The sequence below is a fragment of the Pseudooceanicola antarcticus genome, assembly GCF_900215355.1.
Classification (GTDB): domain Bacteria; phylum Pseudomonadota; class Alphaproteobacteria; order Rhodobacterales; family Rhodobacteraceae; genus Pseudooceanicola; species Pseudooceanicola antarcticus.
Map to the genome: position 1 here is coordinate 391,374 of NZ_OBEA01000005.1, position 21,455 is coordinate 412,828.

Annotated in this window: 16 protein-coding genes and 1 pseudogene; 5 read left to right on the plus strand and 12 right to left on the minus strand. The window is 69.0% G+C overall.

Translation table 11 applies throughout. From position 1 onward, the window contains the following. Positions 1-74 precede the first annotated feature (74 nt). Together CRO50_RS14615 and CRO50_RS20535 are read left to right on the plus strand one after the other, a co-directional pair. Positions 75-1,142: a glycosyltransferase family 2 protein gene (locus tag CRO50_RS14615; protein ID WP_097146651.1), complete on the plus strand. Its 1,068-nt coding sequence runs from the start codon at positions 75-77 to the stop codon at positions 1,140-1,142. A 640-nt stretch (positions 1,143-1,782) separates the two neighbouring features. Further along, complete coding sequence (locus CRO50_RS20535) at positions 1,783-2,817, plus strand: glycosyltransferase family 2 protein (RefSeq protein ID WP_416061089.1); 1,035 nt, start codon at positions 1,783-1,785, stop codon at positions 2,815-2,817. Here the strand turns inward: CRO50_RS20535 and CRO50_RS14625 are convergent. After that, positions 2,814-3,719 carry a hypothetical protein gene (locus CRO50_RS14625; RefSeq protein ID WP_097146653.1) on the minus strand — a complete coding sequence of 302 codons (906 nt, stop codon included), beginning with the start codon at positions 3,717-3,719 and terminating at the stop codon, positions 2,814-2,816. The two genes, CRO50_RS20535 and CRO50_RS14625, sit on opposite strands and share 4 nt — an antisense overlap. A 158-nt stretch (positions 3,720-3,877) precedes the next feature. On the opposite strand from CRO50_RS14625, the gene CRO50_RS14630 reads away from it, so the two are divergent. Both CRO50_RS14630 and CRO50_RS14635 read left to right on the plus strand, forming a co-directional pair. Then, positions 3,878-4,969 (plus strand): carboxynorspermidine decarboxylase, encoded by a 1,092-nt coding sequence (locus tag CRO50_RS14630; protein ID WP_097146654.1) that lies wholly within the window; start codon positions 3,878-3,880, stop codon positions 4,967-4,969. A 52-nt stretch (positions 4,970-5,021) separates the two neighbouring features. Next, positions 5,022-6,260, plus strand: coding sequence for a saccharopine dehydrogenase family protein (locus CRO50_RS14635; protein WP_097146655.1), 1,239 nt, complete (start codon positions 5,022-5,024; stop codon positions 6,258-6,260). A 274-nt stretch (positions 6,261-6,534) separates the two neighbouring features. Here CRO50_RS14635 and modC read toward each other — a convergent pair whose 3' ends face one another. The 6 genes from modC to CRO50_RS14665 form a co-directional block, all read right to left on the minus strand. Next, on the minus strand, positions 6,535-7,617 hold the full coding sequence (modC, locus tag CRO50_RS14640; protein ID WP_097146656.1) for a molybdenum ABC transporter ATP-binding protein: 1,083 nt from the start codon (positions 7,615-7,617) through the stop codon (positions 6,535-6,537). Then, positions 7,614-8,306: a molybdate ABC transporter permease subunit gene (modB, locus tag CRO50_RS14645; RefSeq protein ID WP_097146657.1), complete on the minus strand. Its 693-nt coding sequence runs from the start codon at positions 8,304-8,306 to the stop codon at positions 7,614-7,616. The genes modC and modB overlap by 4 nt, the downstream gene beginning before the upstream one ends. A 1-nt stretch (position 8,307) precedes the next feature. Next, positions 8,308-9,069, minus strand: coding sequence for a molybdate ABC transporter substrate-binding protein (gene modA / locus CRO50_RS14650; RefSeq protein WP_097146658.1), 762 nt, complete (start codon positions 9,067-9,069; stop codon positions 8,308-8,310). 60 nt (positions 9,070-9,129) lie between these two features. Next, positions 9,130-9,498, minus strand: a complete 369-nt coding sequence (locus tag CRO50_RS14655; protein WP_097146659.1) for a winged helix-turn-helix domain-containing protein — start codon at positions 9,496-9,498, stop codon at positions 9,130-9,132. Positions 9,499-9,626: 128 nt separating this feature from the next. After that, complete coding sequence (gene speB / locus CRO50_RS14660; protein WP_097146660.1) at positions 9,627-10,568, minus strand: agmatinase; 942 nt, start codon at positions 10,566-10,568, stop codon at positions 9,627-9,629. A gap of 66 nt (positions 10,569-10,634) precedes the next feature. Further along, positions 10,635-11,828, minus strand: a complete 1,194-nt coding sequence (locus tag CRO50_RS14665; RefSeq protein ID WP_157791709.1) for a BamA/TamA family outer membrane protein — start codon at positions 11,826-11,828, stop codon at positions 10,635-10,637. A gap of 148 nt (positions 11,829-11,976) precedes the next feature. Between CRO50_RS14665 and CRO50_RS14670 the strand changes: the two genes are divergently transcribed. Beyond that, entirely contained in the window at positions 11,977-12,762 is a 786-nt protein-coding gene (locus CRO50_RS14670) for a hypothetical protein (protein WP_143516934.1), read from the plus strand. On the opposite strand, the gene CRO50_RS14675 is transcribed toward CRO50_RS14670, so the two are convergent. From CRO50_RS14675 to CRO50_RS20210, 5 genes and pseudogenes are all read right to left on the minus strand, one after another. After that, complete coding sequence (locus tag CRO50_RS14675) at positions 12,763-13,521, minus strand: efflux RND transporter periplasmic adaptor subunit (protein WP_097146663.1); 759 nt, start codon at positions 13,519-13,521, stop codon at positions 12,763-12,765. It abuts the gene before it with no gap. 9 nt (positions 13,522-13,530) lie between these two features. Continuing rightward, entirely contained in the window at positions 13,531-15,456 is a 1,926-nt protein-coding gene (locus CRO50_RS14680) for a preprotein translocase subunit SecA (protein ID WP_097146664.1), read from the minus strand. Continuing rightward, positions 15,453-17,564, minus strand: coding sequence for a peptidase M50 (locus CRO50_RS14685; protein ID WP_097146665.1), 2,112 nt, complete (start codon positions 17,562-17,564; stop codon positions 15,453-15,455). The genes CRO50_RS14680 and CRO50_RS14685 overlap by 4 nt, the downstream gene beginning before the upstream one ends. A gap of 4 nt (positions 17,565-17,568) precedes the next feature. Continuing rightward, positions 17,569-19,377, minus strand: a complete 1,809-nt coding sequence (locus CRO50_RS14690) for an efflux RND transporter periplasmic adaptor subunit (RefSeq protein WP_232617707.1) — start codon at positions 19,375-19,377, stop codon at positions 17,569-17,571. 32 nt (positions 19,378-19,409) lie between these two features. Then, a pseudogene (locus tag CRO50_RS20210) lies at positions 19,410-21,455 on the minus strand (hypothetical protein); the annotation flags it as partial.

Consider the following 21,455-nt stretch of genomic DNA (forward strand, 5'->3'; position numbering starts at 1 on the left):
CATAGTGGGGAAAGCGATGACGACAGAAGGGCGCAGGCGATGAAGATCGGGCCGGGCATACGGGGCACCGTGCGGTGACGCGGTTCTCTTGCATCACGCCATTCTTCGGCGAGGGAAGGCTATTGGGTGAAAGTCTGGACAGCCTGCTGGGCCAGACGCTGGAGGACTTCGAGCTGATCCTGGTCGACGACGGTGCGGATGAGGCAACGCGCGCCGTGGCGGCGGGCTACCGGGATGCGCGGATCAGGCGAATCCGGCAGGCCAACGGCGGGCTCTCTGCGGCGCGCAACCGGGGCATTTCGGCGGCGCGGGGCGACTACCTGTGCTTTCTCGACGCCGATGACACCCGGCCGCCCTGGGCGCTTGAGTGCCTGGATCGGATCGTCCGGGAGGACGCGCCGGACCTGGTGCTGTGCCGGGGGCATCTGTCGGAGGAGAACGGACAGCTTCAGCCTTTCTACGACCGCGCGGTGCTGGACGCGCTGGAAGAGCATCTGGACGGCCGCCCTGCTGTGCCGGACACGCCAGGTTTCAGGACAGCGCAGGCCCTGGCCTTGCTGGCCGAGCCGCAATCGGCCAACAAGCTGATCCGGCGGAAGATCCTGTCAGATCCCCCGCTGGGCTTTCCACCGGGCCAGATCTTCGAAGACCTCTACTTTCATGCCCTGGCCGTGGCACAGGCGCGGCGCATAGCGCTCTGTCCGCACCCCGTCTTCACCTACTATCGCCGCCCGGCGCGCAGCCAGTTGACCACGGCGCGGGACATGACGCGTTTCGACATGCTGGCGGTGGCGCGCCTGCTGCTCAGCCGGTTCAGCGCCCTGCCCGAGGCCGACGACCCGCTGTGCCGCACCGCGCTGATGCTCTCGCTCGCCAAGCTCCTGCGCTGGTGCGAAGAGATGCTGTCGCATGCCCATCGGGCCGCCTTCCGCACCGGGCTGATCGCTGTCTTGGCCCTGGCCGATCCGCGCTTCAGGCAACTTGCCCGCATCACCCCACCGGTGTTCGAGCCCTTCGCGCCGCACCGCGACTGGCTGGAGGCGTGCTTGGCCGACACGAGGCTGCCCGCCGCAAGAGAGGTATCGCCCAATGTCATCCGCCCCCTCCGTCTTCCGCGCCTTTGGCCGCAGCGTCGCGCTTGAGACCACAGGCGACGCCTTCCTGCGCGACGACAGCCACTGGCGCCTGCGCGAGATCTACGAGCCCGCCCTGGCGCGCTGGCGCCTGCCGAAGACAGGCCACGCAGTCGATCTGGGCGCGGGTTTCGGGGCCTTCGCCCTGCCCTTCGCGCTGGCCTGGCCGGGCTGGCGTGTGACCTGCCTGGAACCCGACCCGAAGGCCTTCGAGGCGCTGGAAAGGAACATCGCCGAGCATGGGCTTGGCGCGCGGATCGAAGCGCAGCAAATTGCCATCGTGCCGGGGGCCAGGGGCAAGGCACCGTTGATCCGCAGCCGCAAGCGTCCCGCCTTCCTCTCCGCCGATGTCGCGCATTGGCAGGGCGGCGGCCTGGCTGAACCCCTGCCCGCCAAGCCGCCCGAGTGGCTGGTCGATCTCTCTGCGGATCTGCTGAAGCTCACCGCGCCGGGACACGAGGCCGCGATCCTCGAGGCTTTCGCCGAGCAGCTGCCGCCCTTCCTGCTGGGAGAGTCCTGGGCCGAGCCGCCGCCCTCGCGTCTCTTGGGGACAAGGCAGACCTCGGTCTACCTGCCCTTCGCGGGCAGCCCCTGGCGGCTCAGGCGCGATCCGGGAGAGGCGCACGCGGGTCTGGACGTGGTGGTGGCCATGTATAATTCCCAGGAGACGATCGAGGATTGCCTGGGCAGCCTGTTGCAGGACGCGCCACCGGATCAGCATATCTGGGTCGTGAACGACGGCTCGACCGATGACAGCCCTGCGCGGGTCCTCGACCGCTTCGGCGATCTGCCCGGCCTGACGCTGCTCGACAAGCCCAACGGTGGCTGCGCCTCGGCGCGGAACTGGGGCCGGATGCACTCGGGCGCGGCGCATATCGCCTTCGTCGATGCCGATGACGCGGTGGAGCCCGGCTTCTACGCCGGTCTGCTGGAGCTCGCCCGCTATTCCGGCCAGGGCGCGGTTCAGGGCGGTTTCCGCCCCTTCCGCGACACGCCCGAGGGGCGCAGGCACGAGCGTTCTCCGGATGCCTTCGACCACCTGCCCCGCCGGCAATTCGGCGCGGTTGAGGTCTTTGACCTGCCCTGGCCCGAGGTGGTGACCGGGCAGCCGACGATTTGGCGGCGGATCTACCGGCGCGACATGCTGGACGCCAGAAACATCTGGTTCCCCGAGCATATCCGCGCCTTCGACGACCAGATCTTCCAGATCCTGACCGGCTACCATGCCGGGCTGATCCCGGCCCGAGACGGCCTGCACTACCTCTACCGCCAGCATGCCGGGCAGGACATCCGCCAGGGCGACGAGCGGGCCTTCTACTCTCTCGAGATGTACCGCATGGTGCTGCGCCGTGCGGTCCAGGAGGGGTGGAGCGATTTCGGCCCTGTTGCGACCTCCTTCTTCAGCACCCTGAAGTGGAGCCATGACGGGTTGCGAGAGGATCTGCGCGCCGATTTCCTGCGCGGCGCGGCCGAGCTCTGGACCTACATGCGCCATGTCTGGGGGCCGGGGATCGAGAGCGCCGCCCGGCCGCAGCTGCTGCCCGAGAGCTTCGCGCGCGAAGCCGCGCGGCTCGACAAGCGCCTGCACGCCCTGGGCGATGGCTATGTCTTTGCCTTCCTCGACGGGCCCTCCCTGCATGTGGACATGCTGCGCGCCGACCGCGCGATCCGCGAAAGGGCCTAGCCGGCGGCGATGAAGGCTTCGTGCAGGGCCAGGGCATAGATGCGCCGCCGGTAGAGCCGCGCCTGCATCCTGCCGACATCGGGCGTCTCGACCCTGAGCTCCCGCCCCAGCTTGGCGGCAAGGTAGCGCGCCAGAAGCTCAGGCCGGTGGTCTGCCTGCGACAGCGCCGCCAGACGGGCGCGGGCCTTCGGGTCGAAGACCGGGTTGGCCGCCTCGGGCCGCCGCTCTGCTGCCGCGCGGAACCAGCGGTAGAGCGCCAGGTCGTCCCCGGCGGCCTCCAGCAGCTCTGCCTCCGTGCCCGGCCAGTCGACACCCCGCCCGACCGAGACATTCTCGGCCCGCAGGTCCGGCGCCGCGATGCCCAGGGCCTTCAGCAACTCCGCCTGTCCCGCACCGGCACCGGGAATGTCGAAGACCCGGTCCATGCCCCGCAGCACCGCCTTCGCCCCCTCGAGCGCCGACCCATGGGCCCGGCGGATCGAGGGAAAGGGCGCCAGCAGGAAAGAGCACATGACATTGCGATTGCGGCGCAGGAAATCCTCGGCCCCCTCGGGCCGCCACCCCGGCGCGCGCAGGGCCATGTCGAAACGGTACTGGCTGCGGATGCGGGCCGCCGGTTCACGCAGCGAGCTGGCAAAGAGCAGCTCTCCCCGCAGGTAGGGCAGCATCGCCTCGTGCAGCCAATGGCCGATGACTGCCCGCAGCTGCCACGGTTCTGCGATTTCAAGGAAATCCGGCCGCCCGCGCCGCAGGTTCGAGATCAGAGAGGTGCTCTGATACACCTGCGCGGGCGCAAGATGCCGTTCCAGCGCATTGGTCAGTGACATCCCGGCGCATTTCGGCACATGCACGAAGAAGAGAACACGGCCCATACCGCCCCCCGGTTTGCCCAGCTTGGCCAAGGGTGTATCCTGAAAGAAGTTACGCCCCCGTTAACCCTGCCTCTGCCGGGAAACATCTTGCGCAGAGGGGACAAAACCCCCAAAGGGCAGGCGAAACTTGCCGCACCCTTTCGCGGCCCTACCTGAGCCCTTCCCCGCGCGCCCCCCGGAGTGTTGCCATGCAGACCCCCTACTACCTCATCGACAAGGCCCGCCTGCTGCCCAACATGGAAAAGATCGCCCAGCTGCGCGAGGCGTCCGGCGCCAAGGCCCTGCTGGCGCTGAAGTGCTTTGCCTCCTGGGGCGTCTTCGATTTCATGTCCGACTACATGGACGGCACCACCTCCTCGTCGCTCTTCGAGGTGAAGCTGGGGCGGCAGAAGTTCCCCGGAGAGACCCACGCCTATTCCGTCGCCTGGGCCGATCACGAGATCGACGAGGTGCTCGCCAATTCGGACAAGGTGATCTTCAACACCGCCCAGCAGCTGCAGCGCTTCGAGACCCAGTCCGCCGGTCACACCCGTGGCCTGCGGGTAAACCCCGGTGTTTCGACCTCGGGCTTCGACCTGGCCGACCCGGCCCGCCCCTTCTCGCGCCTGGGCGAACATGCCCCCGAGGATATCGAGCCGGTGGCCGAGATGATCTCGGGCTTCATGTTCCACAACAATTGCGAGAACGCCGACTTCGAGCGCTTCGACGCCATGCTGGGCATGATCGAGCAGCGCTTCGGCCACCTGATCCGCCGCATGGAGTGGATCAGCCTGGGCGGCGGCATCCATTTCACCGGCGAGGGCTACCCGCTCGACCGCCTGGCCGAACGCCTGAAGCGTTTCGCCGGAGAGAACGAGGTGCAGGTCTACCTGGAGCCCGGCGAAGCGGCGATCACCCGCTCGACGACGCTGGAGGTCACCGTGCTGGACACGCTCCACAACGGCAAGAACCTGGCCATCGTCGACAGCTCCATCGAGGCGCATATGCTGGATCTGCTGATCTACCGCGAGAGCGCCAAGATGGAAGAGGCGGGCGAGCAGGAGTGGATGGTCTGCGGCAAGTCCTGCCTGGCCGGAGACATTTTCGGCGAGTTCCGCTTCGACCATGCGCTGCAGCCGGGCGAACGCCTGTCGATCCAGGACGCCGCAGGCTACACCATGGTGAAGAAGAACTGGTTCAACGGAGTGCAGATGCCCTCCATCGCCATCCGCGAGCTTGACGGGACCGAGCGTCTCGTGCGCGACTTCAACTACGACGATTTCGTCTCGGCCCTGGGCTAAGCCCGCGGCAGAGGCGGAGACCAACCTGAACAAAAGGGGGTTTCCCGAACTGATGAAACGCAATGTCCTCATCATCGGCGCCGGCGGCGTCGCCCAGGTCGTGGCGCATAAGTGCGCCCAGAACAACGATGTTCTTGGTGATCTCCATATCGCCAGCCGGACGAAATCGAAATGCGATGCCATTCTCGAAACCGTGCGCGAGAAGGGCGCGATGAAGGTCGATGGTATCTTCGAGGCCCATGCCCTTGATGCCCTAGACGTGGCCGCAACCGCCGCGCTGATCCGTGAAAAGGACGTGCAGATCGTCATCAACGTGGGCACCGCCTTCGTCAACATGTCGGTGCTGGATGCCTGCATCGAAACGGGTGCGGCCTATATCGACACCGCGATCCACGAAGAGCCCGACAAGATCTGCGAAACCCCGCCGTGGTATGCCAACTACGAATGGAAGAAGCGCGATCTCTGCGCCGAGAAGGGCGTCACCGCGATCCTCGGCGCCGGTTTCGATCCGGGCGTGGTCAACGCCTTTGCCCGCTACGCCATCGACACCTACATGGACGAGGTGAAGTCGATCGACATCGTCGACATCAACGCGGGCAGCCACGGCAAGTACTTCGCCACCAACTTCGACCCCGAGATCAACTTCCGCGAATTCACCGGGGTGGTCTACTACTGGGAAGACCAGCAGTGGAAAGAGACCACCATGTTCGCCTCGGGCCGCGACTGGGACCTGCCGGTCGTGGGCACGCAGCGCGCTTACCAGTCGGGTCATGACGAGGTGCATTCGCTGGCCGCCAACTACCCCCACGCCGACGTGCGGTTCTGGATGGGCTTCGGCGAGCATTACATCAATGTCTTCACCGTGCTGAAGAACATCGGCCTGCTCTCGGAACAGCCCGTCACCACTGCCGAGGGGCAAGAGGTGATCCCGCTGAAGGTGGTCAAGGCCTGCCTGCCCGACCCCTCGTCGCTCGCGCCCGATTACACCGGCAAGACCTGCATCGGCGATCTGGTGAAGGGCACGAAGGACGGTCAGGACGTCGAGGTCTTCGTCTACAACGTCGCAGACCACAAGGAAGCCTACGAGGAAGTGGGCAGCCAGGGCATCTCCTATACCGCGGGCGTGCCGCCGGTGGCCGCGGCCATGCTGATCGCCAAGGGCGACTGGGATGCCAAGACGATGAAGAACGTCGAGGAAATGGACCCCAAGCCCTTCTTCACCATCCTCGACCAGATCGGCCTGCCGACCCGCGTCGAGTTCAACGGCGAAGACAAGGCCTGGAACGCCTGATCCCGCGCTGATCCGTTTTTTGAGGGCCTCCGGCAGAAATGTCGGGGGCCTTTTCCTTTCGCGGGGTCGCATGCCTCCGGCGGCAGTATTTTCAGCCGTCGGATAGAGGGTGTGGGGGGTGCAAAGCCTGCCCTGTCGCGCCCGGAGCGCGCTGGCAGATCCGCCGCCGGCGAGAGGATTTCCGGCCTCGGAATGGGACAAGAGCCCCCCTGCTTCCATCCGATGGCCGAAAATACTGCGGGGGGATCTCCGCAGGAGATGGGGGCAGAGCCCCCTACCCGCTTCCCACGTTGCCCGGCGCGATGGAGAGGGTCTTGAGGATGGCGTGGCACTCCACACCCTCCGCCAGCTCCAGCGCGCTGACAGAGCGCTGCGTGAGCCGTGCGAGGATCTGCCCGGCCCGCGTCTCGACCGCCACCAGCGCCCCCGGCCCATGGCCTTCCCGGATCGAAACCACGCGTCCGGCGACGATGTTGAGCGCGGAGAGCCCCTCGGGCCGGCGGCGCGACAAGATCACGTCGCTGGCCGGCAGGCGCAGGCGCAGCTCTGTTCCCTCGGGCTGGGCGAGGCGCGGCAGGAAGAGCGCGGCACCGCCCGCGTCAAGCTCGCTCAAGCCATCGGCATGATGGCTTCGGATGCGCGCGGTGATCAGCGCGCCCGCCTCCCGCGTGCCCGAGGGGGTGAAACCGGGGTCAGAGAAGACCTCGACCGCGGGGCCCATGCGGGTGATCCGCCCGGCCTCCAGCTCGATCACCGTGGTGGCCAGCCGCGCGACCTCCTGCACCGAGTGGCTGACATAGAGGATCGGCAACCCGGCCTCGTCGCGCAGCCGTTCCAGCCAGGGCAGGATCTCGTCCTTGCGCGCGGTATCGAGGGCCGAGAGCGGTTCATCCGCCAGCAGGATCTGCGGGTCCGAGAGCAGCGCCCGGCCGATGGCGACCCGCTGCTGCTCGCCCCCCGAAAGCGCGCCGGGGCGACGGGACAGCAGGGGGGCCAGGCCCAGCATGTCGGTGATGCGGTCGAAATCCTGCGACTTGCCCGCGCGCGCGAAGCGGCGCCCGTAGCCGAGGTTGCCGCGCACCGAGAGGTGGGGGAAAAGGCGTGGTTCCTGAAAGACATAGCCGACGCGGCGGCGGTGTGGCCTGAGATCGACCCCCTGGCCGCTGTCGAAGAGCACCCTTTCGTCCAGCGCGATCCGCCCCTCGTCCGGGCGCAGCAGGCCTGCCACCGCGCGGACAACGCTGGTCTTGCCGGCCCCCGAAGCGCCGAAGAGCACCGTCAGCCCCGGCGGCGCCTCGAAGCTCAGATCCAGCCCGGCGCTGCCGAAACTGTGGCGCAGGCGCAGCGAGAGGCTCATGCGCCGCGCACCCGACGCGCGATGCGATGCGCCAGCAGCTCGGAGAGCGCCAGCGCCGACATGGCGAGGATCACCGAAAGCGCGACCAGGCGGAGGGCCGAGGCCTCGCCGCCGGGCACCTGCAGGAAGGCGTAGATCGCCGAGGGCAGCGTGCGGGTCTCGCCGGGGATGTTCGAGACGAAGGTGATCGTCGCCCCGAACTCTCCCATCGCCTTGGCGAAGGACAGGACCGCGCCGGCCAGCAGCCCCGGCAGGATCAGCGGCAGGGTGACCGTCAGGAAGCGCCAGACGGGCGGCGCGCCGAGGGTGGCGGCGGCCTCTTCCAGTTTGGGATCAACAGCTTCCAGCGACAGGCGGATGGCGCGGACCAGCAGCGGAAAGCCCATGATCGCGGCGGCCAGCGCGGCGCCGGTCCAGTGGAAGGCGAAGGTGATGCCGAGGCCCTCCAGGAAGCTCCCGAGCGGTGCCCGGCGGCCCAGCGTGATCAGCAGCAGGTAGCCCGTGACCACCGGCGGCAGCACCAGCGGCAGATGCACCAGAAGGTTCAACAGCTGCCGCCCCGGAAAGCGCCAGCGTGCCAGCGCATAGGCGCAAAGCACCCCCGGCGGCAGGCTGGCCAGCATGGCCCAGAAGGCCACCCTGAGCGAGAGACGCACGGCCTGCCATTCCTCGGGGCCCAGCCAGTCCACCTCAGTCTCCCAGCCAGGTGAAGCCCTGGGCCTCGAAGGTCGCGCGGGCCTCGGGGCCGGTGAGGAAGACCAGCAGCTCTTCGGTCAACGGGCTGCGGTTTTCCGCAAGCGCGGCAATGGGATAGAGGATCGGATCGTGGCTGTCCGCGGGGAAGGTGGCGACCACTTCGACCTTGGGCTCGGCGCGCGCGTCGGTGGCGTAGACTATGCCCAGGGGGGCTTCACCGAGGGCCACCAGCGAGAGGGCCGCGCGGACGTTGTCGGCCTGGGCGACATGGGGGGCGACGGCCTCCCAGAGGCCGAGGGAGGTGAGGGCCTGCTTGCCGTAGATACCCGCGGGCACGGCCTCGACAAGGGCCATGGCAAGGGGAGCGGCCCCGAGGATCTTGGGCAGCTCGGGATGCGACATCAGGTCGATCTCGGGCGCTTCCCCAGCCGGTGCGACGAGGGTAATCTCGTTTGAAAGCAAGTCCTTGCGGGTGCCGGGGGCCAACAGCCCCTCGCCTTCAAGCAGGTCCATCCAGTCGGGGTTGGCCGAGATGTAGACATCCGCCGGTGCCCCCTGTTCGATCTGCCGCGCCAGCGCCGAGGAGCCCGCCAGCGAGATCCGCAGATCGGCGCCGGTGGCCTCTTCAAAGACCGGCTCCAGCGTCTCGAGCGCGGTCTTCAGCGAAGCGGCAGCAAAGAGGGTGACCTCTTCGGCGCTGGCGCGAAGCGGTAGGAGGCCCAGAAGGCAGGCTGTCAGAAGAGGCGCGCGGCGCATGGAATATCCTGCGTTATGTCTGGTGGGAAATATCGCATTCGGCGCCCCCCGCGCCAAGCGCTATTTTCGCGCCGACGCCTCGGGCCGAAGTGCGCGCAGCGTGGCAAGGGGTTGGGAAGACGCCTCTTTCGCGGAGTTCTCGAGCGCGCGATAGGCGGCAAGGACCTGCTCTCCGGCCTCGGTCAGCGCGGCCCCCCCGCCCCTGGCACCGCCGCGCGACGACAGCACGAGAGGCACGCGAAACATGGAGTTCAGCGCCTCGACCAGCTGCCAGGCGCGCTTGTAGCTCATGCCCATCTCGCGCCCCGCCGCAGAGATCGAGCCGGTGCCGGCGATCCGCTCGAGCAGCTCGGCCTTGCCGGGGCCCAGCACGACGCCATCGCCGTAATCGAGGCGGATGCGGAAGCGGGGATCTGGGGTGTGGCTCATGCCCGGAAGATGCCCGGCCAGCGGGGCCGCCGCAAGCGCCGGAATCCCCGTCGGTGGCCTGTCTGTATCGCGTCGGTATGACGTCGGTATCACGTCGGTGTCGGGCGCACGGTGGATTTGCCCTGCGTTTACCCCTTGTGCGGCAGCACGCTGAGCATCTCGTATAGCAGGTTGGCGCCGATCAGGGCGGTATTGCCCGAGGGGTCATAGGGCGGAGAGACCTCGACCAGGTCGCCGCCCACCAGGTTCAGACCGGCACAGCCGCGCACGATCTCGAGCGCCTGCCAGGTGTTGAGACCGCCGGGCTCGACCGTGCCGGTGCCGGGCGCGAAGGCCGGGTCCAGGCTGTCGATATCGAAGGAGAGATAGCAGGGCGCATCGCCGATCCGGGCGCGGATCTCCTCCATCAGGGGCGTGAGGGATTTCCACCAGCATTCTTCGGCGGGGATGACGCGCCAGCCCTTGTCGCGGCCCCAGTCGAAATCCTCGGGGGAATAGCCGGTGCCGCGCAACCCGATCTGGAACACCTTGTCATTGATCAGGCAGCCCTCTTCCCAGGCGCGGCGGAAGGGGCAGCCATGGGCGACCTTCTCGCCGAACATCTCGTCGTTGATATCGGCATGGGCATCCACATGGATCAGCGCCACCGGCCCGTGGCGGTCGCGCATGGCGCGCAGGATCGGCCAGGTGAGCGTGTGGTCTCCGCCAAGCGTCAGCGGCCTGCACCCGTGCGAGAGCACCTCGGCATAGTGGCTGGCGATGATCTGAACCGATTTCTTCAGATCGAAGGTGTTGATCGGCACGTCGCCCAGGTCGGCCACCTGCATATGCTCGAAGGGCGCGGCGCCGGTGGCCATGTTGTAGGGGCGCAGCATGCGGCTCTCGTCGCGGATCTGGCGCGGGCCCAGACGGGTGCCGGGGCGGTTGGAGCTGCCGATATCCATCGGGATGCCGATGAAACCCGCGTCGATGCCCTCGGCGCTTGCCGCCGTGGGCAAGCGCATCATCGTGGCGGGACCACCGAAGCGCGGCATCTCGTTGCCGCCAAGCGGCTGGTTGTACTGGGACATGTCTTCACCTTGCCGGGTCGTTTCCGCGCCCAGTGGATCAGGGCGCAGAGACGGAGGCAAGGGAGATCAGAAGGAGGTCTGGAACGACAGCGAGAGGTTCTCGACCTCGTCGTAATCCTGCTTCTGAAGCGGCACGGCGGCGTTCAGCGTCAGCTTGCCGACGCCGGTGTCGAACTCGAAGGAGACACCCGCCGAGGCGCGCAGGTGCGCGGCGTCATCGACCGGGTCGGCCCCGGCGACGCCACCGGCGGTATTGTCGAGCCCCCAGAGCGTGCCGACATCCAGGAAGACGCCGGGCAGGATCGGGCTGTCGCCGAGGGCATTGGGGAATTGCGCGTCCACGCGGGCCACGGCGAAGCTGTTGCCGCCGAGCGCAGGCGTATCGGCCACCGCCATGTCACGGGGGCCGAAGCCACCGAAGGCGAAGCCGCGCAGCGAGGCCTGGCCCAGCATGTAGCGGTCGCCCACGTGGCTCTCGCCCTCGAGCGCATGGATCGTGCCGGCGGACAGGCGCGTGGTCAGCCGGATGCCACCGGCGGCGCCGAAGCTCCAGCTGGCGGCGGACTTGGCCTGAAGCATCAGGAATTCGTGGTCTTCCGAGGTCGAGCCCAGCTCGAGCACCAGGTCATGGCGCTGGCCGAGGCGGTTCTCGCCCGGCGTGGCATCGAGCCAGGAATAGCGCAGGCCCAGGGCATAGCGGTCGCGGCTGCCCTCGTCGTTCTGGATCAGCGCCGAGGTGGTGCCCGAGACATTCGAGATCTCGGCCTGGGAGAGCGACAGGTAGGTGGTCAGGCTGCGCCCCTCGCCCAGGGTCCAGCTGAGGCGCGGGGTCAGGCTGAGGCTCTGGCTGTCGAAGGCATAGAGGTCGTTGGCCTGGCTGCGGTCAGCCGAGACGCCGAGACCGAAGACCGGCTCTCCCCCGGTCAGATCGCCCGAGAGATCGAGATTGTAGGCCAGGCTGTCCTCGCTGGCCTCGATGCCGAAGCGCAGGCGGGCGCGGTCATTGAACAGCCGGTCCGAGGCGACGGAGGCACCGACGACCGGGCCGAGCGCATCGTTGTAGGCCAGCTTGGCACCGATGCGGACCAGCGGGCGCAGGTCCTGCGGGGCGTAATCCTCGGCGGTTTCCGGCCCCATGTCGCGAGCCACTTCGGGCGCGGCCACGGCATGCGGAGGGTCGAGGAAATCAACATTGTCCGCCAGGACGAACGGCGCCGTACAGGACGCGATACCGGCCGACGTGAAGACAACCGTTTTCATTGCGAAGCTCGCCGAAAAGGTCATGTACACTCCCACTAATTCAAAGCGCCCGATACTGGGCGCGAATTACCCCGACGCATTTGTCGCAGAATAGCGTCAAATCGTAAATCCTGTGGATTACCGCAATCTCTTGTGTGACATTTTGGGCATGTCACAGCACCTGCCAATTGCCCCGCTTTCGTATGATTTGCTCTCGCGTCTGATCGACGCCGCCGATGGCTGTGAGCGCTCGTTCTCCTTCGCGGGCGGAGAGGTCGAGGACCGGGTGCTCTTCTTCCTTGATCACAGCGCCCCCGCCGCCGCCATCCTGCGCGAGGCGGCGGTGTCGCTGGGTCTGCCCGAGACCCTGCTGGAGGCCTGGGAGAAGGCCCGTCCGGGCGCGGATGCCATCGGCCTGGCGCTGCGGCTCGACGGCAGTTCGGTGCGGCTCTACACCCAGTACTGGGAGGTCCTGGCGGCAAGGCTCAGGCAGGGGGACCCGGCCGAGATGCCGCTCTATGCGGGGTTCAAGGCCCTGCCCGACGGCAGCAACCGGATCGACCGCTACATCGCCCAGCCCATGGCCCCGCGAGAGGCCTTCATGCCGCCGCTGCGCGCCGCGCTGCGCGGGCTCGGGATTGATCCGATGGCGCTGGAACAGGCGCTGCGTCCGCTCAATGCCGAGACCTGCATCTTCACCCGCACCGAGGCGCCGGACCGCAGCTCGTGGCTGGCCACCCTGCGCCGGGCGCCGCTTGATCCGGGCGCGGTCGCCGCAATGCTCGCGCCTCTGGGCACCGAGCCTCGCCTGCCCGCGCTGGCGGCCTGCGCCAGGGGCGCGCCGCTCATCCATGTGGCGGGCGGAGAGGATGCGGTGAAGGGCCCCTTCACCACGCTCTATTTCGAGATCACCCCGGAAGAGGCCCGCGCGGCACTGACGCCGCTGGCGGGCTGATCAGCCCGCGCTCTTGTCCCAGCCCGCCACCCGGCAGGATATCCCTGCCGGCAGGGCACGGTCGGAATTATCGATCTCGGCCAGCACCGAGAAGGTGTTCGAGGCCATGTCGAGGAAGGGGTCAATCGCCACCACGCGGCCGCGGACCTCGGCCCCGGTGAGGTCGATGGCGAAATCCACCTCGTCGCCCACGGCGATCTCGCCGTAATAGGCATCGGTGAAGACCATCTCGGCGCTCAGCGTGTCGATGTCGATGAGACGCAGCAGCGGCTCGGTGCCGATGAGCTCGCCGACGGCGACCCCCACCGAGGCGACATAGCCGGTGAAGGGGGCCAGCACGACGGTGCGCTCAAGCGCCAGGCGGGCGCGTTTCTCTTCGGCCACCGCAAGGCGCAGGTCGGTGCGCGTCTTCTCGAGCTCCTCGCCCGAGACCAGGTTGCGCTGGCCCAGCCGGTCGAGCTTCTCGAGCCGGTCCGAGAGGGCCTCGATGCTGATCCGGGCCAGGGTCAGGTCGGCCTCGACCAGCGCCTGGTCGAGCTGCACCAGCACCTGCCCCTTCTGCACCAGGTCGGCGCGGTCCACGCGGACCTCGGTGACGATGCCCGTGCGCTCGGAGCCCACGTCCGAGATATGCAGCGGCGACAGCAGGCAGGTCAGCGGCATCGGCATCGGCTGCTCTTCAGCGCTGGCGCTGGCAGCCATGAGAGAGATGGCGAGCGGGGCGAGGGCCATGCGGCCGCGAGCGAAAGCAGGTGTCATGGGGAAATCCTAGCGGATGCCGAGCTGCCGCGCCAGTTCCTGTTCGCGCAGCAGTGTCGCCCGGCGCAGCGACAGCGCCCGGCCATCGCGCGCGCCCTGGATGCGCGCCAGCGCCCGGCGCGGCATCAGCCGCAGGCGCAGCGCCGCCAGGCAGAGGATACGGGTCAGCCGCGGCACGCCCTCGGTCAGGCCGCGGTCCCCGAAGGCCAGCTGGCGCTCGTAGCTGCCAGGATCGCCCTGCCGCCCGGCCCGGCCGTAGAGCTGCCGCTCGAGCCGCCCCGAGGCCATGACCGAGGCGATGATCACATGCAGGCCGCCGGCCTCGCGCACCTCGGGCGACAGCCCGATATCGGTGCCGCGCCCGGCCAGGTGGGTGGCGATGGTGATGCGGTGCAGTTGGCCCGCCTCGGCCACCAGCTCTGCCTCCTGCTCTTCGGCCAGCGCGTCCAGCACGGCGACCTCGTGGCCCAGCTCGGCAAAGACCGCCTGCAGCGCCGCCGCCTCGGCCACGTCGTTCAGCCCCACCAGGACCGAGCGCGTCCGGGCCACCTCGAGCGCGCGCCGTGCCACTTCCTGCCACTTGCGCGCCGGGTTGCGGTGCAGACGGAAGCCCAGGTCCTTCAGCTGCGAGGGGGCATGGGGTTTCACCGGGCGCACCGCCAGGCGGTAGATCGACCAGAACTCGGCCCGGCATTCATGGGCCGTGCCGGTCAGCCCGGCCAGGTGACGGTAGGAGCGGAAGAAGCTCTGCTGGGTGATCTGGCCGACAGTGCGCGCCTCGGCAGAGGGCTCTACCCCCTCTTTCAGCTCGACCATCTGCTGCATGCCATAGGCCCATTTGCGGTCGTCCATGAGCCGCCCCGTGGCCTGGTCGATCATCACCACCTCGCCCTCGCGCAGGATGTAGTGCACCCCGTCGTGGAAGTTGTGCAGGGCGGTCAGCGCCATCTCGGCCAGCTCGATCAGGCCGTCGTCGCGGGCCGCCGGATGCGGCCAGTGCTGGGCCTCTTCGGCCAGGGCCTGGATGCCGGTCTCGGTCAGCCGCCAGCTGCCACGGGCATCGGCGCGACGCTCGCGGCCCGGACGACAGGCATCGGCGAAGCTCAGCAGGTCGGCAAAGAGCATCAGGTCGGCGGCGGGCGGGGCCTCGGTCGGCTCCGACAGGATCATCGGCACGGTGGCGTCGTCGATCAGCACGCTGTCGACCTCGTCGACGATGGCGAAGCTGCGCCCCATCTGGCGCGCGCTCTGCGGGCGCTTGCCCTGCCGGGCCTCGCGCAGGTCGCGCAGGGCGTCGAAGACGAAGGTCTTGTTGGTGCCATAGACGATGTCGTGATCGTAGGCGGCGCGCTTCTCGTCGTCGGAGTGCTTCTGCAGGACCACGGTGGAGGTCAGCCCGAGCCGCCGGGCCATGGGCTGCATCCCCTCGTGGTCGCGGGCGGCCAGGTAGTCGTTGACGGTCACGACGTGGGTGAAGATGCCGACGCGGGCCGCCGCCAGCGCTGCCAGCGCCGCGGCCAGGGACTTGCCCTCGCCGGTGCGCAGTTCGACGCATTCGCCGGCCAGCAGGCGCAGGGCGCATTCGATCTGGTTGTCGCGCAAGCTGAGACCGGTCTCGCGGCGGATCACTTCCAGTACCAGCGCCAGCACGGCAGCGCCTTCGCGGGTCAGCAGCCCCTCGGCGGGGATATGCAGCGCCGCGTTGACCTCGGCCAGGTCCTCGTCCGAAAGCGGTTGCAGAAGCGCCCAGGCCTCGCGGGCCTGGGCAATCAGGCGGGCCGGGGCCAGCCCCCTGCCCCGGCTGATCCGCCAACCCACGTGATCGTCGAAGAAGAGCCGCGCCTTCCCCAGGCGCGAGAGCTCGCGCCGCACCGGGTGGCGGCGGGACCGGCGCCAGGCGCGCAGGCCCGGCGGGGCGGCGTCGGTCAGGCTCAAAGCCGGATCACCCGGACGAAGAGACGGCGGACATGGAACAGCAGCTGCTCTGCCGCCGTGGCCTGTCCGAGGTCGATCCGGGCATCGAAGCGCAGGCCGGAGCGCGAGGACAGGTCGCCCTCGGGCGCCGCCCAGACAATCCAGCTGGAGATCAGCGCCCGGCCCTCGGCCGCGGCGGGCAACATGCCTCCGGCCGGGGCCAGCAGCGCCTCGGGCACCTGGCCGCCGCTGTCGACAACGCTTTCGCGCAGCACCGGCAGGGTGATTTCCGTCCCGTCGGGAAACAGCAGATCGACCTCGGCGCGGTCACGGGCCAGGCCGGAATAGGCGGCGGGGAAGGCGATCGGCAGCTCGATGGCATCGGGGGCCTGGATCTCTCCCAGCCGGTCACCGCGGAAGACGAAGCTGCCCTTCAGCGGCGCGCGGGCCCCGTCCCAGGCGAGACGGCCGTCGCGCGGCGCGGTGACGACCAGGGCCGCCACCCGCTCTTCGGCCCGCTCCAGCGCCTCGGCGGCGATCTGCTGCTCGCGCTCCAGCCGCTGGCGCTCCAGCGGGGCGAGCCCGGCACGGGTCTGCGCCTCGGACAGGTAGGCCAGGCTGAGGGTCAGGGCCTCGCGCCGGGCCAGGGCCTCGGAATCCTCCAGTCGCAGGATCTCCTGGCCCGCGCTGACCCTTGCGCCATCGGCGACGCGGAAGGCCGCGACGCGGGCGGTGGTGCCGGCGGTGACCTTGGCCTGCGGCAGGGCGGTGACCTGCCCCGCGCCACTGGCCGAGAAGGGCAGCGGCACGAAGCCCGCCAGCCCGATGATCACCGCGAGAAAGAGCGCCACGCGCAGGCCCGCGCGCGACTGCCGGTTCTGGGCGCGAGCCATGCGCATCCCCTTTCGGATCGTCTTGTAGGGGGGCCAGATCAGCCCCATCACCACCGCCCAGGCCGCCAAGATGAGGCCCAGCAGGAAGAACCAGTTGGCCACCACCAGCGCGATGGTCAGCGTCAGCAGCGTCCGGTAGAGCAGCGCCGCCGTGCCATAGATGCCGAAGATCCAGGCCTCGGAACGGCTGACCTCGAGCTCGGGCCGCAGCCCGCAGATGCGCCACAGGAAGCGGTCCTGCAGGTAGGCGCCGGCACGGGAGGCCATGTTGGGCAGCTCCAGCCAGTCCGAGACCACGTAGTAGGCATCGAACTTCAGCAGCGGATTGCCGTTGAAGAGCAGGGTCGAGACCGTGCCCAGCAGGATGAAGTTGAACAGCAGCGCCCGTTCGAGGCCGGGTTCCAGCCCCAGCCAGAGCAGCAGCGCGACCGAGGCCATGACCAGCTCGGCCAGGATGCCCGCGCCGCCGACCAGCATGCGGGCGCGCTTGTCCGGCAGGGCGTTGGCCTCGGAGGCCTCGACGTAGGGCACGGGGAACATGACGAGGAACATCACCCCGCATTCGCGCACCTTGCCACCGAAGCGGTAGAGCGCCAGGCAATGCGCCATCTCGTGGAAGAACTTCATCACCGGATAGGTCAGGGCCACGCCGATCAGCCGCGATTGCGACAGCAGCGCCTGGTCGGCGCTCTGGGTCAGCTCGGGCAGGTGGATGAGCCCCAGCACCAGCCCCGAGAGCAGCAGCAGCGCCACCATGACCCCGCCGAAGGGGGTGAACAGCCAGGAGGTGAAGGGCCAGAGCACCTTCACCAGCGGTTCGGGATCGAAGAGCTTGACCTTGATCGACAGGGGCGAGGCGGCGCGCTGCTCGATCTGCTGCGAGCGGCGGCGGGTGTCGCGTTCGGTCAGGCTTTCGGCGTCGATCTCGTGGTCCGACAGCACCAGGCCCGACGAGACCAGTTGCAACAGCCAGTCGACCAGCTCGCTCTGGGTGGGCGCGGTGGCGGGGCGGCGGATCATCTCTTCCCAGAGCGCCTGCGCCGTGCGCCGCCCGTCGAGCATCCGCCACAGGTCCTGCGCGCGGGCCGAGAGCCGCACATGCTGGCCGGTGATCCGGTCCGAGAGCACGATATAGGGCTCGCCCCGGAAGACCTGCGCCGAAGCGCTGACGGCGGCGCGGCGGCGAAAGCGGCGTTCGGCGAAGAGGTGCCAGTCGGGGTGACGCAGCCCGGCCATGGGCCTAGCTCCAGCGCCAGAGGGTCCGGCGGAACCAGCGCGCCGCGCCCCGTGTCCAGGCCTTCAGCGCCGAGGTCTCGCCCAGCTCCAGCCGCGCCACGCCGCGCATGCCGTCGAGCAGGTTCGCATCGGGTGTGGCCTCGGTGAAGTCCAGCCAGACGGGGAAGCTGTTCACCCCCTCGCGCATTTCGGGCCGACCGCCCATGGCCGCCAGGGTGACCTCGAGAGGCTGATCGGGATAGGCGGTCAGCAGCATGGTGCCGGGGGTGCCCACGGGCAGGTCGGAAATCCAGTCCTCGTCGACGAAGGCCAGCACGCGGAAGGCACCCGAGGTGGCCAGCTCCATCAGCGGCTCGCCCAGGCGGACGCGGTCACCGACCCGGCGCCAGGCGTCGCCGCCCACCACCACCGCCTCGGAGGGCGCGGTGAAACTGGCCAGCTCGAGCTGGCGTTCGGTCAGGCCCAGGTCGACCTCGGATTGCTGGCGCTGTGCCTCCAGCAGCCGCACCTGCGCCGTGTCGCGCTGCGCACGGGCGGTGGCGGCCTCGCTGTCGATCTCGGCCAGGCGGGCGCGGATCTGGTTGAGCCGCAGGCGCAGGTCGGCATCCTCCATCGAGACCAGCAGCGCACCAGGCTCGACCCGGTCACCCAGTTGGTAAGGGGCGCGGGCCAGGAAACCGTCGAAGGGGGCCGAGACCACCTGCCGCTCGCGCGCTTCGACGCGGGCGGTGAAACTGGGGGCGACCTCGGTCGGGATGAAGGCGGCGGCGGTGGCGGCGGCGGCCAGCAGCAGCAGGGCCAGCTTCAGCTTCCAGGCGGTCTTGCCGAACAGCCCGACCACGAGGCCGGTGATGAAATTGCCAAGCCGCCGCAGCGGCGCGGGATGGGCGCGGGCCTGGATCGTCAGCGCCTCGCCCAAGAGCCCCGAGAGCGTCTCGGCCCCCTCGGCGCGCAGCCCCTGCCCCTCGCCCTCGGCGAAGATCAGGATCACCACGGCCCCGGCCTTGTCGCCCTGCCAGACCGGCAGGATCAGCCCGCGCGCCCCGCCCAGGCGTTCGACCAGCACCTGTGCCTCGTCGAGCAGACGCGCGGTCAGCGGGTCCTCGCGGCCCGGATCCTCGGTCAGCCCCTCGGGCGCCAGGGTCTCGGCGGGCGCGGTGAGCATCGGCGTGCGATGGCGCAGGGCCAGCGCCGCCAGCCCCTCCATCGCCTGGCGGGCATCGGAGGGGCGCTCGATACCGCCCCCGCCCGAGATCGCCGCCAGCGTCGGCGTATCCGCCCGCAGCCAGCAGACGCCGGTGAGCGCGGGCTGGAAAGAGCCCTCGAGCCGCGCGATCCACTGGTCGGCCAGCAGGCGGCGGTTGCGGGCGCGGGCGGCCTCGATCAGCACCTGGGCACCGACGGCCCCGCCGAGAGCGCGGCTTTCGCCCGCCTCCTCGCGGTCCTTCAGCGCCGCCACCAGCAGCCAGCCGGTGCGCGCCTCGATGGCATTCAATGTGGTCTGAAGATCACCCGGAGAGATCCCGGCCAGGCGCAGGATCAGCACCAGGTCCAGCCCCGGTCCGCCCACCATGTAGGTGGCCAGCCAGCCGTCCTGCCCCTCGCCCATGGCCTCGACCGAGCCGCCGGCGTCGGGGTCGAACCCCGCCAGCACCCGGCGGTGCACCTGCATCGGCAGATCGCCGAGGCGCGCGGCCTCGGTCCAGTCGCCGGCCTCGCCGAGGAAGGCCTGGACGCCCTTCAGCCCCGGCAACACCGCCAGGTGTCGCCGCAGGGCACGCTCGAAGAGCGGCATGGTCAGGGGCGCCGTCATGTTCATCCGGTCAGGTCGACTTCATCCTTGGCTCAGGCGGCATCGCCGCCCTTGCCGAAACGCCATCCGGTGATCTTCCAGCTGGGGGCCTCGGCGCCGGAAGTATTGGCCACCTTCTCGCCCGCTGCAAGCGCCCAGCCAAGAGCGGTATCGCTGCCTTCCCCGAAGGGCACGGCGCGCGCATCCTCCAGCGGCGGAGCCTCACCCCCGGTTTCCGGCGGCGTGCCGTCGTCCGCGGGCGCTTCCTCGTCCTCCGGCGTCTGGGCTTCCTGACCCAGCAGCGGCGCCTCGGTAAGCATGTAGGTGAAGCCGGTCATGCCGGGCACCGCTTCCTCGGGCTCGTCGAAGACCTCCAGCAGGGCTGCCAGGTCCTCGTTCTCGCCCACCTCGTCCTCGTTCAGCACCAGGTCGACACGCATCTCGGCGAGCATCTGGCTGACCGAGGGCACAGCCGCGGCCTCGCCCACCGGATCGGAGCCCGAGACGACCTCAACCTCGGTCTTGCCGGAGGAGAAGTTCACGCCAAGGGTGATCTGCGCCAGCAGGTCGATGTCCCGCACGGCCGGGGTCAGGAAGGAGGTCAGGACCTCCTTGTCCGGCTCGGAGGAATTGGGGTCGGGGCGCATCCGCACGCGGGCGAATTCACCGGCCACGATGTCATCGGCGATGTTCAGATCGAAGCTGTCGTTGCCGATGCCGCCAAGCAGCACGTCCTGGCCCTCGCCACCGATCAGCGTGTCGTCGTCGCCGACCTCGATCTCGGTGCTCTCGAAGGTGATCTCGTAGGTGCCGTCGATCGGGTCGACGTGGATCAGGCCGCCGTCACCGGCGATGTAGTCATGGCCCGACATGCCATCCAGGTAGTCACGCCCCGCGCCACCGATCTGGATGTCGCGGTTGCGGCCACCGTAGAAGGTGTCGTCGCCACCGGTTGCGAACTGGTTGTTCTCGGCCCGGTAGTAGGCACCCGAGGTATCGGCCTGGATGATACCGGCATCGCCGATGGCCAGGTTGAGGCCCGCGTCCGAGGACACGGTATCGTCGCCCTCGCCCAGGATCACCCAGTCATCGCCCTCGCCGGTCAAGACCAGGTCATCGCCACCGAAGGCCGGATCCTCGATCACGCTGGCAAAGACCGAGCGGATGCCGTCGACATAGTCGAGCTCGGCCATGTCGCCCGCGATCACGTCGTCACCATTGGCGGTGGTGATCGTGTCGTCGCCGAAGCCGCCGAAGGCCACCACGTCACCGTCGCCGACGGTGATGCTGTCATCGCCGCCCACTTCGCTGTTGGCGGTCTCGATCCGGGTCAGCGCCCCGGCCGAGGTCGCCTGGATGCGGCCATTGTCGCCCAGCACCACGGCCCCGCCCGGTCCAAGCGCGACCGTATCGGCGCCCTGGCCCGCGATGACCCAGTTGGAGCCCTGCCCGGCCTCGATCTCATCGCCCGCGCCCGCTTCGGGCAGGTCGTTGAGGGCGTTGAAGTCGGTGCGCGCGCCATTGGTGTAGTCAAGCTCGGCAAAGTCACCGGCGATCACGTGATCGCCCGAGCCGACCCGGATGGTGTCGCTGTCGCGGCCACCGAAGACCACCGCATCACCGGAGCCCAGGTCGATCTCGTCGGCGCCGCCCAGGGCGTGCTCGAAGCTCTCGACACGGGTCATCAGCTTGCCCGAGGTCTGCTGGATGCGACCGCTGTCGCCCAGCACCACGCCGCCGCCGTCCTTGGCGGTGACATCGTCCGCGCCCTCACCGGCGATGATCCACTGCAGGCCGTGGCCCAGGTCGATCACGTCGTCGCCGCCGACCACGGGGTCATTGGTGAGCGCGTTGAAGTCGGTGCGGACACCGGCGGTGAAGTCGAGCTCGGCAAGATCACCGGCGATGGAATGAGAGCCATCACCGATGCGGATCTCGTCCGCATCGCGGCCACCGAGGACCACCATGTCGCCCGAGCCCGCGTCGATGCTGTCGGCACCGCCGACGGTCGAATTGGCCGTCTCGATCCGGGTGAAGTCCATCGCGTCGGTCTGCTGGATCTGGCCGTTGTCGCCCAGAACCACGCCGCCGCCATGACC